At 67.2% G+C, this 18923-nt stretch carries 17 protein-coding genes and 1 riboswitch; of the genes, 4 read left to right on the top strand and 13 right to left on the bottom strand.

Going from position 1 to position 18923, the window contains the following annotated elements; translation table 11 throughout:
* Positions 1–10: 10 nt before the first annotated feature.
* Positions 11–167, bottom strand: a riboswitch (FMN riboswitch).
* An 82-nt stretch (positions 168–249) separates the two neighbouring features.
* The 5 genes from ribD to ACFUEJ_RS16610 all read right to left on the bottom strand — a co-directional run bounded on the left by ribD (position 250) and on the right by ACFUEJ_RS16610 (position 6981).
* Entirely contained in the window at positions 250–1275 is a 1026-nt protein-coding gene (gene ribD, locus ACFUEJ_RS16590) for a bifunctional diaminohydroxyphosphoribosylaminopyrimidine deaminase/5-amino-6-(5-phosphoribosylamino)uracil reductase RibD (RefSeq protein WP_388030657.1), read from the bottom strand.
* A gap of 4 nt (positions 1276–1279) precedes the next feature.
* Positions 1280–1984, bottom strand: coding sequence for a ribulose-phosphate 3-epimerase (gene rpe, locus ACFUEJ_RS16595; RefSeq protein WP_388030659.1), 705 nt, complete (start codon positions 1982–1984; stop codon positions 1280–1282).
* An 808-nt stretch (positions 1985–2792) separates the two neighbouring features.
* Entirely contained in the window at positions 2793–5318 is a 2526-nt protein-coding gene (locus tag ACFUEJ_RS16600) for a hypothetical protein (RefSeq protein WP_259935452.1), read from the bottom strand.
* Positions 5318–5626, bottom strand: coding sequence for a hypothetical protein (locus tag ACFUEJ_RS16605; RefSeq protein WP_159370739.1), 309 nt, complete (start codon positions 5624–5626; stop codon positions 5318–5320). The genes ACFUEJ_RS16600 and ACFUEJ_RS16605 overlap by 1 nt, the downstream gene beginning before the upstream one ends.
* Before the next feature lie 95 nt (positions 5627–5721).
* A complete protein-coding gene (locus tag ACFUEJ_RS16610) occupies positions 5722–6981 on the bottom strand; it encodes a DUF222 domain-containing protein (RefSeq protein WP_238995088.1) in 1260 nt (419 codons plus the stop codon).
* Positions 6982–7171: 190 nt separating this feature from the next.
* On the opposite strand from ACFUEJ_RS16610, the gene ACFUEJ_RS16615 reads away from it, so the two are divergent.
* Both ACFUEJ_RS16615 and ACFUEJ_RS16620 read left to right on the top strand, forming a co-directional pair.
* A complete protein-coding gene (locus tag ACFUEJ_RS16615; protein WP_159370738.1) occupies positions 7172–7507 on the top strand; it encodes a helix-turn-helix transcriptional regulator in 336 nt (111 codons plus the stop codon).
* Positions 7504–7980: an SRPBCC domain-containing protein gene (locus ACFUEJ_RS16620; RefSeq protein WP_259935453.1), complete on the top strand. Its 477-nt coding sequence runs from the start codon at positions 7504–7506 to the stop codon at positions 7978–7980. The genes ACFUEJ_RS16615 and ACFUEJ_RS16620 overlap by 4 nt, the downstream gene beginning before the upstream one ends.
* Before the next feature lie 7 nt (positions 7981–7987).
* Here ACFUEJ_RS16620 and ACFUEJ_RS16625 read toward each other — a convergent pair whose 3' ends face one another.
* The 8 genes from ACFUEJ_RS16625 to mihF all read right to left on the bottom strand — a co-directional run bounded on the left by ACFUEJ_RS16625 (position 7988) and on the right by mihF (position 16251).
* On the bottom strand, positions 7988–9361 hold the full coding sequence (locus ACFUEJ_RS16625; protein ID WP_374612673.1) for an RsmB/NOP family class I SAM-dependent RNA methyltransferase: 1374 nt from the start codon (positions 9359–9361) through the stop codon (positions 7988–7990).
* On the bottom strand, positions 9358–10317 hold the full coding sequence (gene fmt, locus ACFUEJ_RS16630; protein ID WP_374612671.1) for a methionyl-tRNA formyltransferase: 960 nt from the start codon (positions 10315–10317) through the stop codon (positions 9358–9360). Before fmt ends, ACFUEJ_RS16625 begins: the two co-directional genes overlap by 4 nt.
* On the bottom strand, positions 10318–12282 hold the full coding sequence (locus ACFUEJ_RS16635; RefSeq protein ID WP_374612669.1) for a primosomal protein N': 1965 nt from the start codon (positions 12280–12282) through the stop codon (positions 10318–10320).
* Between the two features lie 64 nt (positions 12283–12346).
* Positions 12347–13555: a methionine adenosyltransferase gene (gene metK / locus ACFUEJ_RS16640; RefSeq protein WP_159370733.1), complete on the bottom strand. Its 1209-nt coding sequence runs from the start codon at positions 13553–13555 to the stop codon at positions 12347–12349.
* Between the two features lie 86 nt (positions 13556–13641).
* Positions 13642–14913 carry a bifunctional phosphopantothenoylcysteine decarboxylase/phosphopantothenate--cysteine ligase CoaBC gene (gene coaBC, locus ACFUEJ_RS16645; RefSeq protein ID WP_068971593.1) on the bottom strand — a complete coding sequence of 424 codons (1272 nt, stop codon included), beginning with the start codon at positions 14911–14913 and terminating at the stop codon, positions 13642–13644.
* 12 nt (positions 14914–14925) lie between these two features.
* Positions 14926–15225 carry a DNA-directed RNA polymerase subunit omega gene (gene rpoZ / locus ACFUEJ_RS16650; RefSeq protein ID WP_004021987.1) on the bottom strand — a complete coding sequence of 100 codons (300 nt, stop codon included), beginning with the start codon at positions 15223–15225 and terminating at the stop codon, positions 14926–14928.
* 41 nt (positions 15226–15266) lie between these two features.
* Positions 15267–15896 carry a guanylate kinase gene (gene gmk, locus ACFUEJ_RS16655; protein ID WP_137808803.1) on the bottom strand — a complete coding sequence of 210 codons (630 nt, stop codon included), beginning with the start codon at positions 15894–15896 and terminating at the stop codon, positions 15267–15269.
* 40 nt (positions 15897–15936) lie between these two features.
* Entirely contained in the window at positions 15937–16251 is a 315-nt protein-coding gene (mihF, locus tag ACFUEJ_RS16660) for an integration host factor, actinobacterial type (protein ID WP_004021989.1), read from the bottom strand.
* Between the two features lie 986 nt (positions 16252–17237).
* Between mihF and ACFUEJ_RS16665 the strand changes: the two genes are divergently transcribed.
* Entirely contained in the window at positions 17238–18350 is a 1113-nt protein-coding gene (locus ACFUEJ_RS16665; RefSeq protein ID WP_247452007.1) for a DUF6973 domain-containing protein, read from the top strand.
* On the top strand, positions 18347–18919 hold the full coding sequence (locus ACFUEJ_RS16670; RefSeq protein ID WP_388030672.1) for a hypothetical protein: 573 nt from the start codon (positions 18347–18349) through the stop codon (positions 18917–18919). Before ACFUEJ_RS16665 ends, ACFUEJ_RS16670 begins: the two co-directional genes overlap by 4 nt.
* Positions 18920–18923 lie beyond the last annotated feature (4 nt).

The following is an 18923-nucleotide window of genomic DNA, read 5'->3' on the forward strand; positions in this document are numbered from 1 at the left end:
GCCTCGTGTCGCCTGTTCTCTCGCATCCGGACTGTGACCGTCGGCTTCGGATTCGCACCGAATCTGCTGTCCCTGCCTGGTGGCAGGCGCTCGCGGGCTGGACGATGCGGATCCACCGCACCCTCATCACCGCCGGTGGGGATTTCCACCCCGCCCCGAGAACTGGTGACATCGACGCTAGCACGGTCGGCGATGTCAGTCGCATTGCGATTCCGGTGAGCGAAATGCGTCGCGGGCATGTCGTCTCGCTCAGCTGTCGCGCGGGGTGGTCGACGGCCGCGACAGTGTGACGAGGACGTCCTCCCCGAGCCGGGTCACCGATCTCGTGCTGAACCGCTGGCCGTCGTCGAGGGTGGTCACCCCTGGGATCTCGACCGAACTGCGACCGGCGCCCAGCACCAGCGGGGCGACGTAGGCGTGCACCTCGTCGACGAGGCCCGCCGCGAAGAACGCGCCGAGGATGTGTGGCCCGCCTTCGACCAGCACCCACAGCGCGTCGGGCAGCGCGGCGAGGACGTCGGCGGGGTCGTGGGAGTCGATGCGGACCAGCGGTCCGCCGGCCGGATCCCGGAGCCGGGCGTCGGCCGGGATGTCGCGGTGGCCGAGGACCACGCGCGCGGGCTGGTGCGGGTGCAGTGCGCCGTCGACGGTGCGCGCGGTGAGCGTGGGGTTGTCGGCCAGCGCGGTGCCGGTACCGATCACGATGGCGTCGATCCGGGCGCGCTGTGTGTGCGCGTGGTCGCGAGCCTGCGGTCCGGTGATCCACTGGCTGGTGCCGTCGGGCGCTGCGATCCGGCCGTCGACACCAGACGCGATCTTCGCGGTGACGTGCGGACGACCGAGACGCTGGCGGGTGAGCCATGGCCGCAGGGGCCCGTCCTCGACGGCGCCGGCGGATACTCCCCCGGTCACCCGGACCCCGGCGGCCCGAAGCGTCTCGGCACCACCGGCGGCGACCGGGTTCGGGTCACTCACCGCGTACTGGACTTCGGCGATCCCGGCCTCGATGAGCGCCTGCGCGCACGGGCCGGTCCGGCCGGTGTGGTTGCACGGTTCGAGAGTGACGATCGCGGTTCCGCCTCGCGCGGCCTCGCCCGCAGCTCCCAGTGCCATCACCTCGGCGTGCGGCCCGCCGGGTGGTTGCGTCGCCCCGACGCCGGCGACGGTGCCATCGGCCGCGAGGATGACCGCACCGACGGGCGGGTTGGGCGAACTGATTCCCATCGCCTCCCGGGACGCGCCGATGGCGCGTTCCATGGCGGCGGCGATGTCCATCGGGTCAGGCCTGGGTCTGTGCCCGTGCGGCGGCGGCCGACTCGCGGAGTGCGGCGACGGCCTGTCCGGGGTCGTCCGCGCCGTAGACGGCCGAGCCGGCGACGAAGCAGTCGATGCCGGCCTCGGCGGCCTCCTCGATGGTGTCGGCGTTGATGCCGCCGTCGATCTCGACGAGGAGCCGCAGGTCTTCGGCGTCGATGAACTTCCGGATGGCGCGGGCCTTTTGGAGGACCTCGGGGATGAACTTCTGACCGCCGAAGCCCGGCTCGACGCTCATGATCAGCAAGGTGTCGAAGTCGCGCAGGATCTCGAGGTAGGGCTCGAGCGCGGTACCGGGCTTGATCGACAGGCCCGCCTTGGCCCCGGCGGCGCGGATGTCACGGGCGACACCGATCGGGTTCTCGGTGGCCTCGGCGTGGAAGGTCACGTTGTGCGCTCCGGCCTCGGCGTACGGCGGTGCCCACCGCTCCGGGTTCTCGATCATCAGGTGGCAGTCGAGCGGGATGTCGGTGGCCTTCAGCAGGCTCTTGACGATCGGGAGTCCGAGGGTCAGGTTCGGCACGAAGTGCGCGTCCATCACGTCGACGTGCAGCCAGTCGGCGCGGGTCTCCCCCGGCTGCGCCACCGCAGCGGCCTCGGCCGCGAGATTCGCGAAGTCCGCGGACAGGATGGACGGGGCGATCATGGGCGCGGTACCGGCGGTGCACATGGTCGACAAGTGTAGGACGCGGGTTCCGCTACGGACGAAAGCGTGCCGGCGTCTCAGACGCCGTTCGCCGGCCAGCCGGGGGACGGGGGCTCAGGCGGGCGCGGGGTTGGGCCGGTTCCCCTAACCGCGTCTTCAGGCAGCACACCTTCGGGGACCGGGTGCGTTCGACAGATCTCCAGTTCCGCAGAGTTGTCGCGCCCGACGGCTGCGAATTCGAAGTGGTCGGCTCGCCACCCCCCGAATACGTCCAGTCGTGCCTCACGAGCGGCGCCACGTTGCCGAGCGGGCGGCGCCTGTCCCGACCGAGTGAAGGTGATCACGGATGGGACTGCACTTTTTGGGTAAGTGGTCCAGGCTCCCGCCCCGCCTGAGTTGTCACTAGAGGCGTAACCGTACTCGCACAGAACGATCTCGTCTTGCGGACCCAGTCGCTCCCGCCTGGACGCGACGAATACGGACGTCCCCACGAGACCGCCCTCAGCGCTTTCGCTCGGGATCGCGCGAACTCGTTGCTCAATCCCCGGTGCCGATGCGTTCACGAACCCCGGATACGCCCACTTCGTGGACTGCCCCTCTCGCGCAAGGTAGAACGACTCCACGTACGCGCGCACGAAGGTTCCTTCAGCAGAGAGTGGATCGAACTCGTCGTTCCCCACCCAGCGGAAGGTGACATCGAATCCGGGTGGCCGAACAGCGCTATGCGCGGGCGTGGTCACGCCCACATCCGGACTGTCGCTCGAACCGCAAGACGAGATTGCGAGGGCCATCATCACGGCCATGCCAACTGCAGCGGGTGGCGCGGATCGCCTCACCAGCCCGCGCCGTCCGCGAAGTTTTTATCGTTCATCCTTGCCAGTTGGTTGTTGTAGTCGGTGAAGAAATAGCTGCCGCGGGCTCCGACAAGCTCCTGAACAACCGATTTGAGAGCGATTCCGTCCCAGCCTGGCGGTAGGCCGTCCTTTGCAACTGAGTCCAGAAAATCCTGATCATAGGCTTGAGATCCATAGATGGACCGGAACGAATCCGTCTCGAGAAACTCCGGATGACTGGATATGTAGCCCTCGAGCATCTCTCGGTACACCAGGTCCAGGTCTGTGTTCTTGTACAAGCTAGCGCGCAAAGAAGCGAATTCAGTCGCTGAACCAACATCCTCAGGATTCGGCGGTAAGCCGGTGACATCGAGCTTAAGCGAGGGAGCCGCTATGTCAATCGCACCCTTGATAGCCGGGCTCAACCCGGGAATACCTGTTGCGAGCGACTTCACGGAATCGAACGCGGCGCCGTGCAGGGCGTAGTCGCGCGCCGCGTCATAACGCCGGTCGGCAGTATCTTCGTCTAGCATCGCGTTCATACCGGCGGTCATTCCACCGTGTAGTCGAGCCACCTTTTCCCCGAGATCAGTGCGCTCTGGGTCGCTACCGAACACCTGTTCAAGCACATTGGCTTGCCAGAGCGCGCTTGTGTTCATCACGCGCCCGGCTTCCGGGTCCGAGGTGAGGATTTGGAACAACGACTTGAACTGATTCGCCTCGCCGAGGGCGGTTACACCGCGAGTGTCGAACAGCGTCGGGTCCACCTCGGCCAGTTCGGCCAGAAACGGACTGACTGCTCGCGCAAGCGTTCTCGTCAGTTCGGGGTTGACCTCACCCAATGAAGCGGACCCGCCGTTCATGTCTTCGAAGTCACTCTTGTTCTCGGCGATGATCCTTGCCAGCTCGCTCGCGATCTGACCGGATCTGACGCCGTCGGCCATGCGCTCGGCAGACACACCATCTGGGGTGCTGGCGACCTCGGGCATCCAATTGAACAACCGGTTGATCCCGTCGTGTTCACGTCCTGCCTTGTCTGCCCAGTCGAACTGGAATAGCTCTTTCATTGCCAGCGATGGGTCGTAGGGCTTCTCGCCCCCATCAAGACTGTGAACTGCCGGCATCGACGAGTGCGAGCCGCCTGTGGCCCCCACCACCGCATCGTGGACGGCAATGTGGTCGGACCCAGCGACTCCCAGCATTCTGTCGAGCAGCCTCTCGACGGACGGGTGCGAGATGGTTTCGTTCCGGTCGGTGATGTAACGCTCGTTTACGTCCCCGCCGGCAATCTCGCTCGCACGAGCAATGATCGCCCTGTCGACGTCGCTCCCGAGCTGGACAGATTGCGACCCGTACGAGGCGAGACCCGAGTCCTCTGACCGGTGCTCCAGGACATCCATGAGGTCGTTGAAGTCGTCAACAGAGCCGAGCCGGGTGACCTCGATCATCCGGCTACCGTCTACGCCAGACGGATCGTTGGAGATGCTCGCCTTCGACGCTGCCGGACCACTCAGAAGGTCCCGTATCGGCGCTGGGAGTTGGTTCAATCCTCCTGCCACGAGTGGCGTATTTGTCCCCAAGACCTCGGCGATCGAATTCGAATCGGTCTGTCTGGTCCGCAAGTTCGGGTTCCCCAGCAGATAGACGCCGTCGCCGAGACCTCGTTTCAGGTTCTCTCGCTCTGCGCCGATGTATCTGTCGCCGAACGACTTCAGCGCATCAAGAGACAGCGGCTGCCCCTCGGGTCCGCCACCCCAACTCGGTGTGTAGATCGCTTTCAGGTAATCGAACTGCTCCTTCGAAATCTCCGCGAAGTCCCCGCGGGCCAACGCGGCCCGCTGTTCCGCGGTCAGGCTGGTCGCACGGAAGAACCGATCTTTCTGCTCCTTCGTGGCACTACCACTCATGATGGCCTGGACATCGATGCTCGCCTGGCCGGGCGAGTAGCTCGACGCGAGTGGCGCATTACCTTCGGCATCGCCAAAGGCTGCCGCGAGAACTCTCGCCCCGTTGCGATCGTCCTCGCCCATCTGATCGGCCAGGGAATGCAACGAGAGGGTCGCCGTCTTCGCCTCCTCCGCTCGGGCGGCCTGAGCGTCGAGAATCGAGCGCTCGGTCGCACTTCCCGCCTCCACGCCCTTGAGCTCGGCCGCATAGTCTCGGGTGTCTCGTACCGTCCAGTCGTCGGCAACGCTGAACTCGTCCCGTTCCAGCCCGAGCGCTCGAACCAGTGCGGTGGTGCGATTCGGACTGATCGCAGACGACGTATCCCGGAGCGCAGTGGCGGCGCGGGTGATGTCGGCCCCGAGTTTGTTGATCTCGGTTCGATCGGAGTCGGTGCGCGTCTCACAACCCCGCTGGGAGTCCCCCACCCACCCTTTGGAGTCACCCGCTTTCATCGGCGCTTCGGCCATCCTCTGGGTGAGATCCCTCAGGTCATCCACGGCCGCGTCGAGCGCAGACGCGGCCGCATCCAGAGACATCAGGTCCCAGCCGTTGACGACAGACCGCGATGGTCGCGACATCAGAACTCGCTGATGGCACGGAAGCCGCTGGCCAGGGACTCCTCGGTATCAGCGACGTCACCGGCGGCCTGGTAGCAGGTCTGCGACACCTGGTCCATCCTCGCCGCCGCGCGGCCCAGCAGTGAACGGACGGTGCCGTCTTTGCCGGCGCACGCAGCGCCGATCGCCGACGCCGGCATCGCGGCCGACGCATCGTCGAAGGCGGACTTCCCGGTCCACAGAGCTCGTGTCTCCGATGAGCATCGAGCCAGCGCATCGCCCACGCCGGTGATGACACCCAGCTCCTCGACACCGAACCGCTCAGCCATACAAACCCCCGAGTTTGCACCGACAACGACGTGGCGGACCGCCACGACGAACAACCTAGTACAGCATCACCGGACTATGCGTTCGCCATCCACAATCACGACGCTGCGAGTATCTGGATCAGGCTGGTTTCGACGCCGCTGCGTCCTGGCGGTTGATGCCCCATCGCGGGTGGAGCGACACTGCGGTGTCGTAGCGCGGTCGGGGTGATCACGTCGATGACGCGGACGCCGTCGACCATCTTCACGTCGTAGAACCAACCGGGGGCCTCCTTGGCGCGGTTGTGCAGGACGCAGGTTCCATCAGCGTTTACCGCGCTCGTCGGGCCGTGGCGCCGATGCGGTGTGGCGTGGTCGATCTCGACGATCGGTGCACCGCAGTAGGGAGTCCGACACCGTTGGTCACGCATCCGGATGAAGTGGGCGAGAGCGGTTGGGAAAGCTCGTGCCCGTGACTCCATCGCCACCAGCGCGCCATCGGACGGTCTCGCGTACAACTTCCGCATCGTCGAGGCGGTCTCCCCCTCGGGCGACACCGAATCGGCCACCAGCAGCCGCGCGATCGTCGCCGGGATCGGTCCGTATCCGTGGACGTCGGCGGCCGAATCGTCTAGGCCGAACAAGGACCGGTCGGACAGAACGACATTGAGCGCGATCGGTGTCGGCTCTGCGACAGCGCGTCCGGTGACACGTTCGACCAGGGTGTCGGTCATGACCTGTGCATGATTTCGGTCGTCCTGTCCGACAACTGAGTCGGCGTGCTTCTTCAACGCGGCGTACACCGCGATCCCGTCCGCCATCGGCAGCAGCACCGACAGTTTCGTCATCAGATCCGGCGCGGGTCGCACACTGACGCGGCGGTCCTTCTCGGCCTTCGATTTACGTGCCACCACCGCTTCGGAATCGAGTTCGTACGCATGGCGCTTGGCCGATGCTTCGATCTCGCGGTCGGACACCCCCACCAGAGCTGCGGGATCGGCGCAGATCCGGCGGTCGATCTCCTCACGCGCTTCACGTGTCAGATAAGCGGTTTCGCGTACCAGGATCGTGGCCCGCCACTCGGTGAGCACACCGGAAGTCAGTGCCGCCATCGTATGGGGCATCTCGTGCGCCAGGGCGCGGGCGAATCCGAGGCACTGGCTTCCCTTTCGGGGCGAGACCTTGCGCGCCAGACCGATCTCGGCGGCGAGTCCGCGACCGCGCCGGCGCTCCGGTACGTTCCGTGCTGCTTCGTCGGCTGCGCGCAGCGCGTCGAGATTCGCGGTCTCACGCACCTGGGCCGCCGTGCATGCCGACTTGATCTCCTCGAGCAGAGTGAGCCGATCCACCGACTCCGCCTCCTCGAGACCCACGGGCATTGCCGACAGCCCACCCACGATGGACCGTAGATGCTCGGTAGCCAAGAGGCCAGTTGCGTCTGAAGCGACGTCGTACATACATTCGATGGTACCGGAAAAGCAGCACATGATGGTGCACTTTCCACAAGGCGGACGCCAGATTTGCACTTAGCCATTGAGTTAAGCGATGGGACCTGCAACACTTAGCCACATGGCATACAGTTCGGTCGCACTCGACGAGATCTTCGGCGCGCTCGCCGATCCCACGCGTCGCGCCGTCGTCGAACGCCTGGGGCGTGGGCCGGCCAGCGTCGGCGAGCTCGCCGAACCCTTCCCCATCACCCTGCCGTCGTTCATGAAGCACCTGCGCGTGCTCGAGGACAGCGGGCTCGTCTTGACCAGAAAGGTCGGACGCACACGGATGTGCACCCTCGACAGGCGCCGTATGCGCCGTCTGTCGACGTGGCTCGAACATCAGCGCACCGTGTGGACCGAACGCACCGACCGTCTCGAAGACTTCGTGACCGACACCGAGGAGACACCATGATCGACCCAGAACTCGACCTGACCCTGCACCGGGTGATCGGTGCTCCGCGACAACGCATCTGGGAGGCGTGGACCCAGCCGGAGAAATTCGCCAAATGGTGGACGCCGGCTCCGACGGTCACCCGCGTCGACCGCCTCGAGCCCGAACCGGGCGGTGGGCTCGTGACCCGGATGAGCGACGACGGAACCACTTTCGTACCACACATGGATGCCGTCTTCCTCGTCGTCGATCTCCACGAGCGCCTGGTGTTCACGAATGCCGTCGACAGTTCGTGGCGCCCTGCCGAACCGGCTCCGGTCCCCATGACCGCCGAGATCTCTCTGGCCGAGCACGCAGACGGAACCGAGTACAGCGTCGTCGTGCGCCATCGGAGTCCGTCCGATCGTGACCGCCATGAGGAGCTCGGGTTCTACGACGGCTGGGGTTCGGTCACCGCTGCGCTCGCCACCCTCGTGGAAAGCAGAACGTCCTGACCCGGAACTAGTCCCGCGTCAACGCCGCCAGGAACATGGCGTCGGTGCCGTGGACATGCGGCCAGAGTTGAACGTGGGGTCCGTCGCCCAACAGGTCCGGGCCGAGCTTGCCCACCGTCACCAACGGGCGGGCGTCGAGTTGGCGCACACCGTCTGTCGACGCCAGGACGTCGGCCACCACCGCCGTCGTCTCCGCCGGGTGCGGCGAACACGTCGAATAGACCACGATGCCACCGGGTTTCACCAGGCGCAGCGCTTCGGTGAGGAGCTCCTTCTGTAGGACGACGAGTTCGTCGACGTCGGCAGTGGTCCGGCGCCAGCGGGATTCGGGTCGTCGGCGCAGCGAGCCCAGGCCCGAGCACGGAGCGTCGAGCAGGATGCGGTCGTAACCGGCGTCGAGCCCACTCGACCGGGCGTCGGCGACATGGATGGTGACCGGGAGGTCGGACACGACCTTGCGGATCAGGCCGGCGCGATGCTCGGACACCTCGACCGCATCGAGTCGGGCACCGTCGATCTCGGCGAGCGAACCGATGAGTGCCGCCTTCCCGCCGGGGCCGGCGCAAATGTCGAGCCACCGCCCACCGTCGTCGGCGACCTCGGCCACGGTCACCGCACGGGCGATCAGCTGACTGCCCTCGTCCTGGACACCCGCGTACCCCTCACGGATCGCGGCGACGTCGCCGGGATCGCCGCCCGGGAGGTACACGCAGTACGGGGAGTAGTCGCCGATCTCCCCCTCGCTGGTGAGGGCGAGTTCCTCGGCGGTCATGAACCCCGGACGAGCGACGAGATGCACTGGCGGTCGCTCGTCGTCGGCGGCGAGTGCCGCCTGCAGCTGTCCCGCCGAACCACCGAGAGCGTCGCGGAACACCTCCGCGATCCAGCGTGGATGTGCGTACTGGAAGGCGAGATAGCCGACGAGATCGTCCGCGGGCGACGGTGCGAGCTCTTCCACCCACATGTCCTCGTCCTTCTGGGAGACCTTGCGCAGTACCGCGTTCACGAAACCGGAAGGCCCCATCCCGTTTTCGGCGCGCACCAAGTCAACCGACGTGGAGACCGCCGCATGTGCGCCGACCCTCGTCCGCAACAGCTGATAGGTGCCGAGCCGCAGGACGTCGAGCACCGTGCCGTCGATGTCGGCGACCGGCCGTTTCGCGGCGGAGGAGATCACCGCGTCGAGTAGACCCTGGGCCCGCGCGGCCCCGTAGGCCAGCTCGGTGGCGAAGGCAGCGTCTCGTCCCTCGATCTTCCTGTCGCGCAGCATCTTCGGCAGGACGAGGTTGGCATACGCGTCGCGTTCGCGTACCGCGCGGAGGGTGTCGCGGGCGGCCACGCGCGCGGGATCGAGGTCCTTCTGCCGGAACTTGCCGCTCATCCCAGGACCGTCCCGTCGGTCAGGCGCGCGCCACGAGCCCAGTCGGCGGCGGGCATGGGCTTCTTCCCCGGCGGCTGTACGGTGCCGAGTCTCACCGGCTGCGAACCGGTTCCGACGAACACCGCCTTCTTCGTGACGGCGAGTGCACCGGGCGCCAGGGCGCCGTCCCGCACCGCGTCGGGCAGACCGGGATCGTCGCCCGACGCGACCGACACCGGCCCGACCTTGATCCGCGCGTCGTCGAGGCTCGTCCACGGTCCGGGTGCGGGCGTGTAGGCGCGAACCAGGCGATCGATGATGTGTGCCGGCAGTTCCCAGCGGATCCGCGCGTCCTCGACCTCGACCTTGGGCGCATGGCTCACCCCCGTGGTGGGCTGCGGTTCGGGGGCGAGTTCACCGGCCTCGAGGCCGTCGAGCGTGGACAGCAACAGTCCCGACCCGGCATCGGCGAGACGCCCGAGCAGATCACCGCTGGTGTCGGTGGGTCGGATGGTCTCGGTGAGCACCCCGAAGACCGGACCGGTGTCGAGACCCTTCTCGAGCCGGAACGTGCTGGCCCCGGTCACCTCGTCGCCGGCGGCGATCGCGGCCTGGACCGGAGCGGCACCGCGCCAGGCGGGCAGCACCGAGAAGTGCAGATTGATCCAGCCGTGCTGCGGGAGGTCCAGTAGTCCGGGCGGCACGAGCCCGCCGTAGGCCACGACGGCACCGCAGTCGGGAGCCCAGCGCCGGAGCACGTCGTCGACCTCCGGCTCCGACAACCGGCGCGGGGTGATCACCTCGAGCGCATGCTCGTCGGCGAGTTGCCCGACCGGTGACCGCATCACCTTGCGGCCGCGGCCGGACACGGCGTCGGGACGGGTGATGACCCCGACCACCTCATGCGATGGCGAGTCGATGAGGGACTGCAACGACGGCACGGCGACCTCGGGGGTCCCGGCGAAAACGATGCGCATTCATCCGATCGTAGGCGGGTCGATCTGCACCCGGATCGGCCCGGTCTGTCGATGTGTGTTGCGGCGCACCTGGCCCGCGACGAGCGCCTCGGCGAGGAGCCGTCCGTGCTTGCGCGGCAACCGCACCAGGATGCGATCCATCTCGTCGTCCGCGGCGGCCTCCCACTCGGCACTGCCGGCCGGTGGGCGGACGCCGGGCGGCAACGGCACCGGGCCGAGAACATCGGCGTCGGAGGGTAACTCGAGGTGCTCGACGAAGTCGGTGATCACCCCGGTCGGCCCGTCGACCGAGGCCATCGTCACCGCCGGGGGGAATCCGAGTTCCACGCGCTGTTGCAACTGGATCGAGGCGAAACCCACCGGGTCCCAACGGATCAGGGCCTGCACGGGTGCGAGCGCCGAATCGGCGACGATCACCACTCGCCCACCGTCACCGTGCGGAGTCACCATCGCGGCGAGCGCCATCCACCGCCGGACCGCGTGCTCTTCGGCACGCAGGTCGGCCCGGTCGAGCTGTGCCCAAGTGTCGACGACGATCGCGGCGCCGTATCCGCCCGGGGCCACCGGCTCCGCGCCTGGCGTCGCGACGACGAGCCGTGCGCCGGGTTCGATCTCGTTGAGGATCGTGTTGCCGCCGCTGGTCAGCACCGGCACGCCGGCGAAAGCACGTCCCAGCTCCTCGGCGGTCCGGCGCGCACCGGTCACCGTCGCGCGCACCGAGGTGTTGCCGCACTCCGGGCAACGGAAGGACCGTTCGGGCCGTCCGCACCATCGGCAGCTCAGTCGTTGGTCGGCATCGAGCTGCAGCGGTCCGTGACAGGCCCGGCACCGCGCGTGTTCGCGGCAGCGGGTGCATGCGAGCGACGGCACGTAACCCCTGCGCGGGACGCTGAAGATCACCGGACGATCGGCGGCGAACGCCGACCGCGCCGCGTCGAACGCGACTTCGGGGATGCGCGCCGACCGGGCCATGGGGTCGCGTGCGATCTGCCGGTCGTCGTCGGAGATCGCCTGGACACGGGGGCTGCGGGTGCGGACCGTCGTGCGGTCGGCGACGAGGTCGTGCGCCCAGCCCGAGACCACCAGCGCCTGCGCCTCGGCGGTCCGGGCGAACCCGCCGAGCAGCAGGCCGCACCGCTCGTGGTGCGACCGCAGCACCGCCACCTCGCGGGGATGCGGGTAGGGCGCGCGCGGGTCGGCCATGCTGTCGTCGCCGTCATCCCACACGACGACCAGACCGAGGTCCTCGACCGGCGCGAACACCGCGCTTCGGGTACCGATCACCAGTTGCGCGGCACCGCGGCGCACGGCCAGCCATCGGCGGTAGCGCGCGGTGGGTCCGAGTCCGGCGGACAGCGCGACCCCACGGTCGCCGATCAACGGCTCACACTCGGCCCACACCCGATCGAGATCACGCTGATCGGGAACGACGAGGATGCACCCGCGTCCCGCTGCGAGGGTCGCCGCGGCGAGTTCGGCGAGACGGCGCGGCCAGTCCTCCCCCGGTAGGGCCTGCCAGACGGCCCGCGGATGACCGTCGGCCAGGTTCTCTACGTAGGAGTCGGCCAGGGCATACCGATGCCAGTCGGCGAGTTCGGGCGATTCGACGACAGCGGCCGGGTCGGGCGTCGTCTCCTTCTCGGTGCGCGCATGCCGCGGCGGTATGGCCAGGCGCACGACGTCGCCCATCGTGCCCGCGTACCGATCGGCCACCGCACGGCACAGCGTCGCCAGCTGCGGGGTCAGTACCGGCTCGGCGGACACGACCCGGTCGAGCCAGCCCAGCTTGCCGGGATGATCGCTCTTCTCGATGCGCTCGAGGAGGTAGCCGTCGACGAGCCGACCCGAGAATCGCACGCGGACACGAACACCGGGCTGCGCGTCCTCGTCCTGGTCGACGTCGATCAGGTAATCGAAGGGACGGTCGAGGTGAGCGAGCCCCAGAACAGGAAGAACACGGGCCACCGGCAGCTCGGCGGCCGGGACCCGTGCTCCTTTGGGTGTCAGTGAGAATACTTCCGCAGAGGGTCTACAGACCCGCGGCGGCCCGCAGCTTCTCCGCGCGGTCGGTCCGCTCCCACGGCAGGTCGACGTCGGTGCGACCGAAGTGGCCGTACGCGGCGGTCGGTGCGTAGATCGGGCGCAGCAGGTCGAGGTCGCGGATGATCGCGAGCGGACGCAGGTCGAAGTTCTCGGTGATGACCCGCTCGATGACAGTCGGATCGACGTTCTCGGTGCCGAACGTCTCGACGAACAGGCCGACCGGTGCGGCCTTGCCGATCGCGTAGGCGACCTGGACCTCGATGCGGTTCGCCAGTCCCGCGGCCACGGCGTTCTTGGCCACCCAGCGCATCGCGTAGGCCGCGCTGCGGTCGACCTTCGACGGGTCCTTGCCGGAGAACGCGCCGCCGCCGTGACGGGCCATGCCGCCGTAGGTGTCGACGATGATCTTGCGGCCGGTCAGGCCGGCGTCACCCATCGGGCCGCCGAGGACGAACTTGCCGGTCGGGTTGACCAGCAGACGGTAGTCGGTGGTGTCGAGGGTCGGCAGATCGATCTCGGCGAGCACCGCGTCGACGACCTGCTTCTTGATGTCCGGCGCGAGGAGATTGTCGAGGTCGATGTCGGCGGCATGCTGCGTCGACAGGACCACGGTGTCGAGGCGGACCGGGGTGTCACCGTCGTATTCGATGGTGACCTGCGTCTTGCCGTCGGGGCGCAGGTACGGGAGCGTGCCGTTCTTGCGCACCTCGGTGAGGCGCCGCGACAGGCGGTGGGCCAGCGCGATGGGAACCGGCATGAGTTCCGGGGTCTCGTTTGTGGCGTAGCCGAACATGAGGCCCTGATCGCCGGCACCCTGGCTGTCGATCTCGTCCTCCGAGATGCCGCTGCGGCTCTCGTGCGAGTTGAAGACGCCACCCGCGATGTCCGGGGACTGCGCACCGATGGCGACGTTCACGCCGCACGATGCGCCGTCGAAGCCCTTCGTCGACGAGTCGTACCCGATCTCCAGGACCTTGTCGCGAACGATCTTGGGGATGTCGGCGTAGGCGGTGGTCGTGACCTCGCCGGCGACGTGCACCTGTCCGGTGGTCACGAGGGTCTCGACCGCGACACGCGCCTTCGGATCGTCGGTGAGGATGGCGTCGAGAATCGAGTCGCTGATCGCGTCACAGATCTTGTCGGGGTGTCCCTCGGTGACGGATTCGCTCGTGAACAGGCGTGACGAGGTGGTCATCAGATCCTCTCGAGATCTACGCGCGTCGATGGTCGCCGCGCCGCTGGCGGTGTCGGCCAGTCCGACTGGCCGGGGATGTTTCCAACCTAATCGGTCGGTCGAGCTCCTCGACCATCAGGCACCAGTTGCCGCACTTCGTCAAGTATCCGACTCGACATGAGTGTTTTCGACCCGAAGGGCAAGGCGGTCTCGTCGCCGTTGGCGGCGAGCAACCAGCCGGTGTTGTCCTCGGTCCCGAAGGCCTTGCCGTCGCCGACGGCGTTGACGACGAGGAGGTCGCAGCCCTTGCGGGCGAGCTTGGCGCGGCCGTGGTCGAGGACACCGCCGGTCTCGTCGCCGGTCTCGGCGGCGAACCCGACGATCACGGTGGCAGTGGGAATGCGGCCCTCGTCGCGTGCGGTGACGAGTCCGCGCAGGATGTCGGGATTGGTGGTGAGGTGGATCGGCGCCGGCCCCTCGTCGCCCTTCTTGATCTTCGACTCGGCGACCGCAACCGGTCGGAAGTCGGCGACCGCGGCGGCCATGATCACGACATCGGCGTCGGCGGCGCGCTTGGTCATCTCGTCGGCGAGTTGCTCGGCGGTGGAGATCCGCACGATGGTGACCCCGGCCGGGTCGCCCGGGTCGGCGGTGGACCCGGCGACGACGGTGACGCTCGCGCCGCGTTGGGCCGCGGCGCGGGCCAGCGCGAAGCCCTGTTTGCCGGAGCTGTGGTTGCCGAGGTACCGGACCGGGTCGAGCGGTTCCCGGGTTCCGCCGGCGCTGATGAGCACGCGGACGCCGGCAAGGTCGTACGGGAGTGCGTCGGCGCGATCGAGCAACAGCTCGCCCACCAGGGCGATCTCCTGAGGATCCGGTAGACGACCGCGGCCCGAGTCGGTGCCGGTGAGACGGCCCGACGCGGGTGTCATCACGACCGAGCCGTGCGACCGCAGCGTTGCGATGTTGGCCTGCGTGGCGGGGTGCTCCCACATCTCGGTGTGCATCGCGGGTACGAACAGCACCGGGCACCGCACGGTCAGCAGCGACGCGGTCAGCAGGTCGTCGGCACGCCCCTGTGCGGCGCGGGCCATGAGGTCGGCGGTGGCCGGGGCGATGACCACGAGGTCCGCGCCCTGCCCGAGCCGGACGTGGGCGACCTCGTCGACGTCGTCGAACACGGTCGTGGAGACGGGGTTACCGCTCAGCGCCTCGAAGGTCGCCTTGCCGACGAACTCGAGCGCAGCCGGGGTCGGCACGACGCGGACGTCATGGCCGGACTCGGTGAAGTGTCGGATCACCGAGCAGACCTTGTAGGCCGCGATCCCGCCGCCGACGCCGATCAGGATGCGGCGCCGGGTTCCGGTCGGTTTGGTCATCACCGACGACGACTATTCGCCCTCGGTGTGCTCGAGCAGGTCGGAGTGGATCTCACGCATCGCGATCGACAGCGGCTTCTCCTGGAGGCCGGGCTCGACCAGCGGGCCGACATACTCGAGGATGCCGTCGCCGAGCTGGTTGTAGTAGTCGTTGATCTGGCGCGCGCGCTTGGCTGCGTAGATGACGAGTGCGTACTTCGACGACGCGCGGTCGAGGAGATCATCGATCGGCGGATTGGTGATCCCCAGCGGCGTGTCGTAGGCCGGTGCGTCGGCGATCTCGGTGATGTCGAAATTGGTCGGGGTGCTCACACGAACTCCTGCGTCGAGGTCTGGGTGTCGGAAAGGGCCGGTCAGGTCGCGGATGCGGCCGGCTGTTCAGGTCCGACCAGCAAGGATACCAACTCATCGACGGCGCGGTCGACTTCGCTGTTCACGATGACGTGGTCGAACTCGTCCTGCGCGGCCATCTCGGTGCGCGCGGTGGCCAGTCGGCGCTCGATCGCCTCGGGCGTCTCGGTGGCCCGCCCGGTCAGGCGGGCGACGAGTTCGTCCCAGCTGGGCGGCGCGAGGAAGACGGTGATCGCCTCGGGGAGCCGGGCCACCACGTTGCGCGCACCGACCAGGTCGACCTCGACCAGAACCGGTTTGCCGGCTTCCAGTGCGGCGAGCACGGGGGCGATGGGGGTGCCCGAACGCTGCAGCCCGCCGTGGATCTCGGCCCACTCCAGGAGTTCGTCGGCGGCGATCATCTTGTCGAAGTCGCCCGCGGACACGAAGTGGTAGTCGCGGCCGTCGACCTCGCCGGGCCGTGGGTCCCGGGTTGTCGCCGAGACGCTGAAGTAGACATCGGGTACCGCGGCGCAGACCCTCGCGACCACGGTGGACTTGCCGACGGCCGAGGGGCCGACCAAAACGATCAGTCGACCCCTCGTGCGTCCGGTTCCCTCGTGGTCCGGGCGGTGGTTCACCGCCGCGTCCACGGGTTCGTTCCGCTGCCGTATCCGGTTCGGTTGCTCACGCTCAGGAGCTGAACTTCTCGAGCAGAGCCTTGCGCTGACGGTCGCCGAGACCACGCAGGCGGCGGGTCGGGGCGATCTCGAGCTCGGTCATGATCTCCTGCGCCTTGACCTTGCCGACCTTGGGCAGGGCCTCGAGCAGGGCCGAGACCTTCATCTTGCCCAGGATCTCGTCGTTCTCGGCATCCTTGAGCACCTGCTGGAGATCGGTGCCACCGCGCTTGAGGCGCTCCTTGAGCTCCGCGCGGACGCGACGAGCGGCAGCTGCCTTCTCCAACGCAGCGGCGCGCTGCTCATCGGTCAACTGGGGAAGGGCCACGGGGTTCCTCCGTCTTTCGTTCTCGAGTGGGACTGCATCGTTCGCCCGGGGGCGTCCGAGGCTCTGTTGCCGTGCGACCGCGGCTGGATCGCCATCGCCGGCCTGTCAGCCGGGTCTGCACCCGGCCGACGCCATCAAAATGTTGGCGGCGAATGCGACCGTACCCACGTGAGCAGGCATTTGCGAGTGCGACCCCCCGTTTTCGGGGCGTTTTCTCATGTTGTAGGGCCTCGTGTGCGTTCACGGGAGCACAGCACCGATTCAGTGCCTCCCCCATCGCGCTGACTACGTGTTTCGTAGCATTCTCGCAGGTCAGCGCAACGTCGGGCGATAAGGTGGTCGATAGCAAAGCGAACGACCTCCCGCCCCGACGTCCCTCGACTGAGACGCGTGTGACACCAGTGATGTGGCCGGAAATTCTGGGATTGGACCGAGGCACCGCGCGTGTCGCGGGCAGCCCTGTGCGCAGTGTGAGCACATGCGCCGGCATCGTCGGGTGCCTCGGTTACTGTGAGCAGACTTTTCACCTGAACACTGATCGGGGGTCAGTGACATGTTTGTGGATCCGCCGCGAGTTCGTGGCCTGGCAAGGGCAACCCGGGCCGTCGCAGAGGCGACCCGGCAACGCGCACGCTGAGCGGCGGCGCCAATCCGGTGGCCGGCGCTGACGACAATGAACTAGCGGTCAGCCTTCGCGACGCAGCTGCAGCACTGGATAGAGTCGTCGACTACCACGCAGGTCAGTACGTCGGCTTCGCCCACCTTTGCACGCGCGGGGCGGACTCTTATGAGAACGCCGACGATGCCAGCGGCCAGCGACTCCGCAGCGACCTGGCGCATGGCCGAACTTCGGCTGAGCCCGATCGTCGAGGGGGTGGAGGCTAGTGTCCGGCGAAGGTTCGAAGTACACGGTTCCCCTTGTGATGGGGTGGTCCCTGGACAGTGCGAAATCGGTCAGTCGTCTTCTGTCGTCCGCGTCCAAGCAGATGTCCACCGACTTCAAGAGCGCGGGCAGTACTTTCGACGCGTCGCACGAATACTGGCGCGGGCACGGCGGAGAGGACGCTCGCGAGTCGTCGCGGACCCACGCTGATGACGCAGTTCGCAGCGCCTCCGTGATCGGTGCGGTGGCCGAGAAGTTCGACACTCGGGTGTCCGAACTCGAAGGCGAGGTCTCGAACCTTCCAAGCAAGGTGACCGAAGCACTCTCCTCTGAGTTCGATTTCTACGTCGAAGACGACGGCACCGTCAATTCCGAGCGGTCGAACATGGAGTGGTTGCGTGTGTGGAAGTCGGACTATCTGTCCAAACTCGCGGAGAAGGAAGGGTTGGAGAACTTCCTGACAATCGCTATTCGTGGCTCGCTGGCACGGATCGAAGACATCGATCGACGAGGCGCCGAAGAGCTCCGAACCGTCCTTGAGGGCCTCTCCGACAGAGTGAAATACGGGGTGGTCGGCACACCCGACGATCCGAGACTCGCCGAAATCCTTCGCCGATACCAAACGGCGCCGTCCGAAGGCGGTGCCCGGTTGTCCCGGTTGTGGCCGAGCGGCGTTCTGTTGCAGGCAATCCGCGCGGTGGACCCGGCGGTTGAGCCGGTTTTCATGACCCCAGAAGAGATCGTCATGCTGGCGACGATGGGGGCTCGGCCGAACGGCTTGGACGATCTGGTCGACTTTTTCGCCATTCGTTCACAGGCCAGCGGCGCCGCAGAACAGCAGCATGCCGGACCGCGCAGCATTTCCGATGGACATGGCGACGCCTTCCGGCACACTTACTGGAATGCGCTCATGACCCAGCGGTTCGGGGAAGATTGGACTCGACAGTTCGCAACCGCGCACGAGCAATTGGGCGGCAACCCGCCTCACCGAGAGGCGATGGATCTGTACAACAACGAGATCGGCCGTCAGTTGGCGCGGGAACACCCCGAAGCGAGTCCCGAAGAACTGGCCGCCGCCGTCGATCGGGCAGTCCGGGACGGCAGGACTCTCGTCATCGGGGCCGACGACGAGATCGCTTGGAGTGACCGAGTGGCTGAGCACAGCACCGGTGCCCCGTCACTCACGGATATCCCGCTACCGGCAGGTGAGCGGTGACCTCGTATCAACACGGCAGGTGGTGCCGCGCGATGATCGGGCTTTTCGTGGTCTGCTTCACCGCTACGGCGATTAACGGGTGTTCAGGACTTGCCTCTGGGGGTCCCGAGCAGAAGCAGATGCAGTGTGAGACCGAGTTCCGTATCGACGACAATTCGCAACCACTGGGATCGTCCGAGCGTTTTAGACACGCAGCCATTCAGTCAGCCTCAACGGGCACACAGGTGACAACGCTGCACGACGTTGCTCGCGAAGCAGGGTGGACCGGAGCGTGGGACCGAGTGCTGCAGGCTTTCGACAACACCGATTCCGCGTCGACCAACGCCTCCGCCGGAACTACCGGCATCTGCTTTCTCGGGGTAAGCCGCAGCGATCCCGATTTCGGCGCACAGGGCGACTACATCTTTTTCGACGGCCCTCGTCCCGTCCAAAGCATGCACTGGGACGGGGCCACCGAGATCATGCGCGCGTTGGGTGATAGCACCACCATCCGGCGTGATGAGCCACTCACTGCGGAAACCGACTCAGATCCGCCGATGCTGGTAACCGTCGAAACCCGCTCCCCCTGAGCAC

The sequence above is a fragment of the Gordonia sp. NPDC057258 genome (genome assembly GCF_042668985.1).
Classification (GTDB): Bacteria; Actinomycetota; Actinomycetes; order Mycobacteriales; family Mycobacteriaceae; genus Gordonia; species Gordonia hongkongensis.

Excerpts from the sequence above, each read along its gene's own strand:
- rpe (WP_388030659.1), bottom strand. The coding sequence starts at position 1,984 with ATGTGCACCGCCGGTACCGCGCCCATGATCGCCCCGTCCATCCTGTCC.
- ACFUEJ_RS16605 (WP_159370739.1), bottom strand. The coding sequence starts at position 5,626 with ATGGCTGAGCGGTTCGGTGTCGAGGAGCTGGGTGTCATCACCGGCGTG.
- fmt (WP_374612671.1), bottom strand. The coding sequence starts at position 10,317 with ATGCGCATCGTTTTCGCCGGGACCCCCGAGGTCGCCGTGCCGTCGTTG.
- ACFUEJ_RS16600 (WP_259935452.1), bottom strand. The coding sequence starts at position 5,318 with ATGTCGCGACCATCGCGGTCTGTCGTCAACGGCTGGGACCTGATGTCT.
- ACFUEJ_RS16615 (WP_159370738.1), top strand. The coding sequence starts at position 7,172 with ATGGCATACAGTTCGGTCGCACTCGACGAGATCTTCGGCGCGCTCGCC.
- ACFUEJ_RS16620 (WP_259935453.1), top strand. The coding sequence starts at position 7,504 with ATGATCGACCCAGAACTCGACCTGACCCTGCACCGGGTGATCGGTGCT.
- ACFUEJ_RS16665 (WP_247452007.1), top strand. The coding sequence starts at position 17,238 with ATGTCCACCGACTTCAAGAGCGCGGGCAGTACTTTCGACGCGTCGCAC.
- ribD (WP_388030657.1), bottom strand. The coding sequence starts at position 1,275 with ATGGACATCGCCGCCGCCATGGAACGCGCCATCGGCGCGTCCCGGGAG.
- ACFUEJ_RS16610 (WP_238995088.1), bottom strand. The coding sequence starts at position 6,981 with ATGCCCGTGGGTCTCGAGGAGGCGGAGTCGGTGGATCGGCTCACTCTG.
- coaBC (WP_068971593.1), bottom strand. The coding sequence starts at position 14,913 with ATGACCAAACCGACCGGAACCCGGCGCCGCATCCTGATCGGCGTCGGC.
- metK (WP_159370733.1), bottom strand. The coding sequence starts at position 13,555 with ATGACCACCTCGTCACGCCTGTTCACGAGCGAATCCGTCACCGAGGGA.
- ACFUEJ_RS16625 (WP_374612673.1), bottom strand. The coding sequence starts at position 9,361 with ATGAGCGGCAAGTTCCGGCAGAAGGACCTCGATCCCGCGCGCGTGGCC.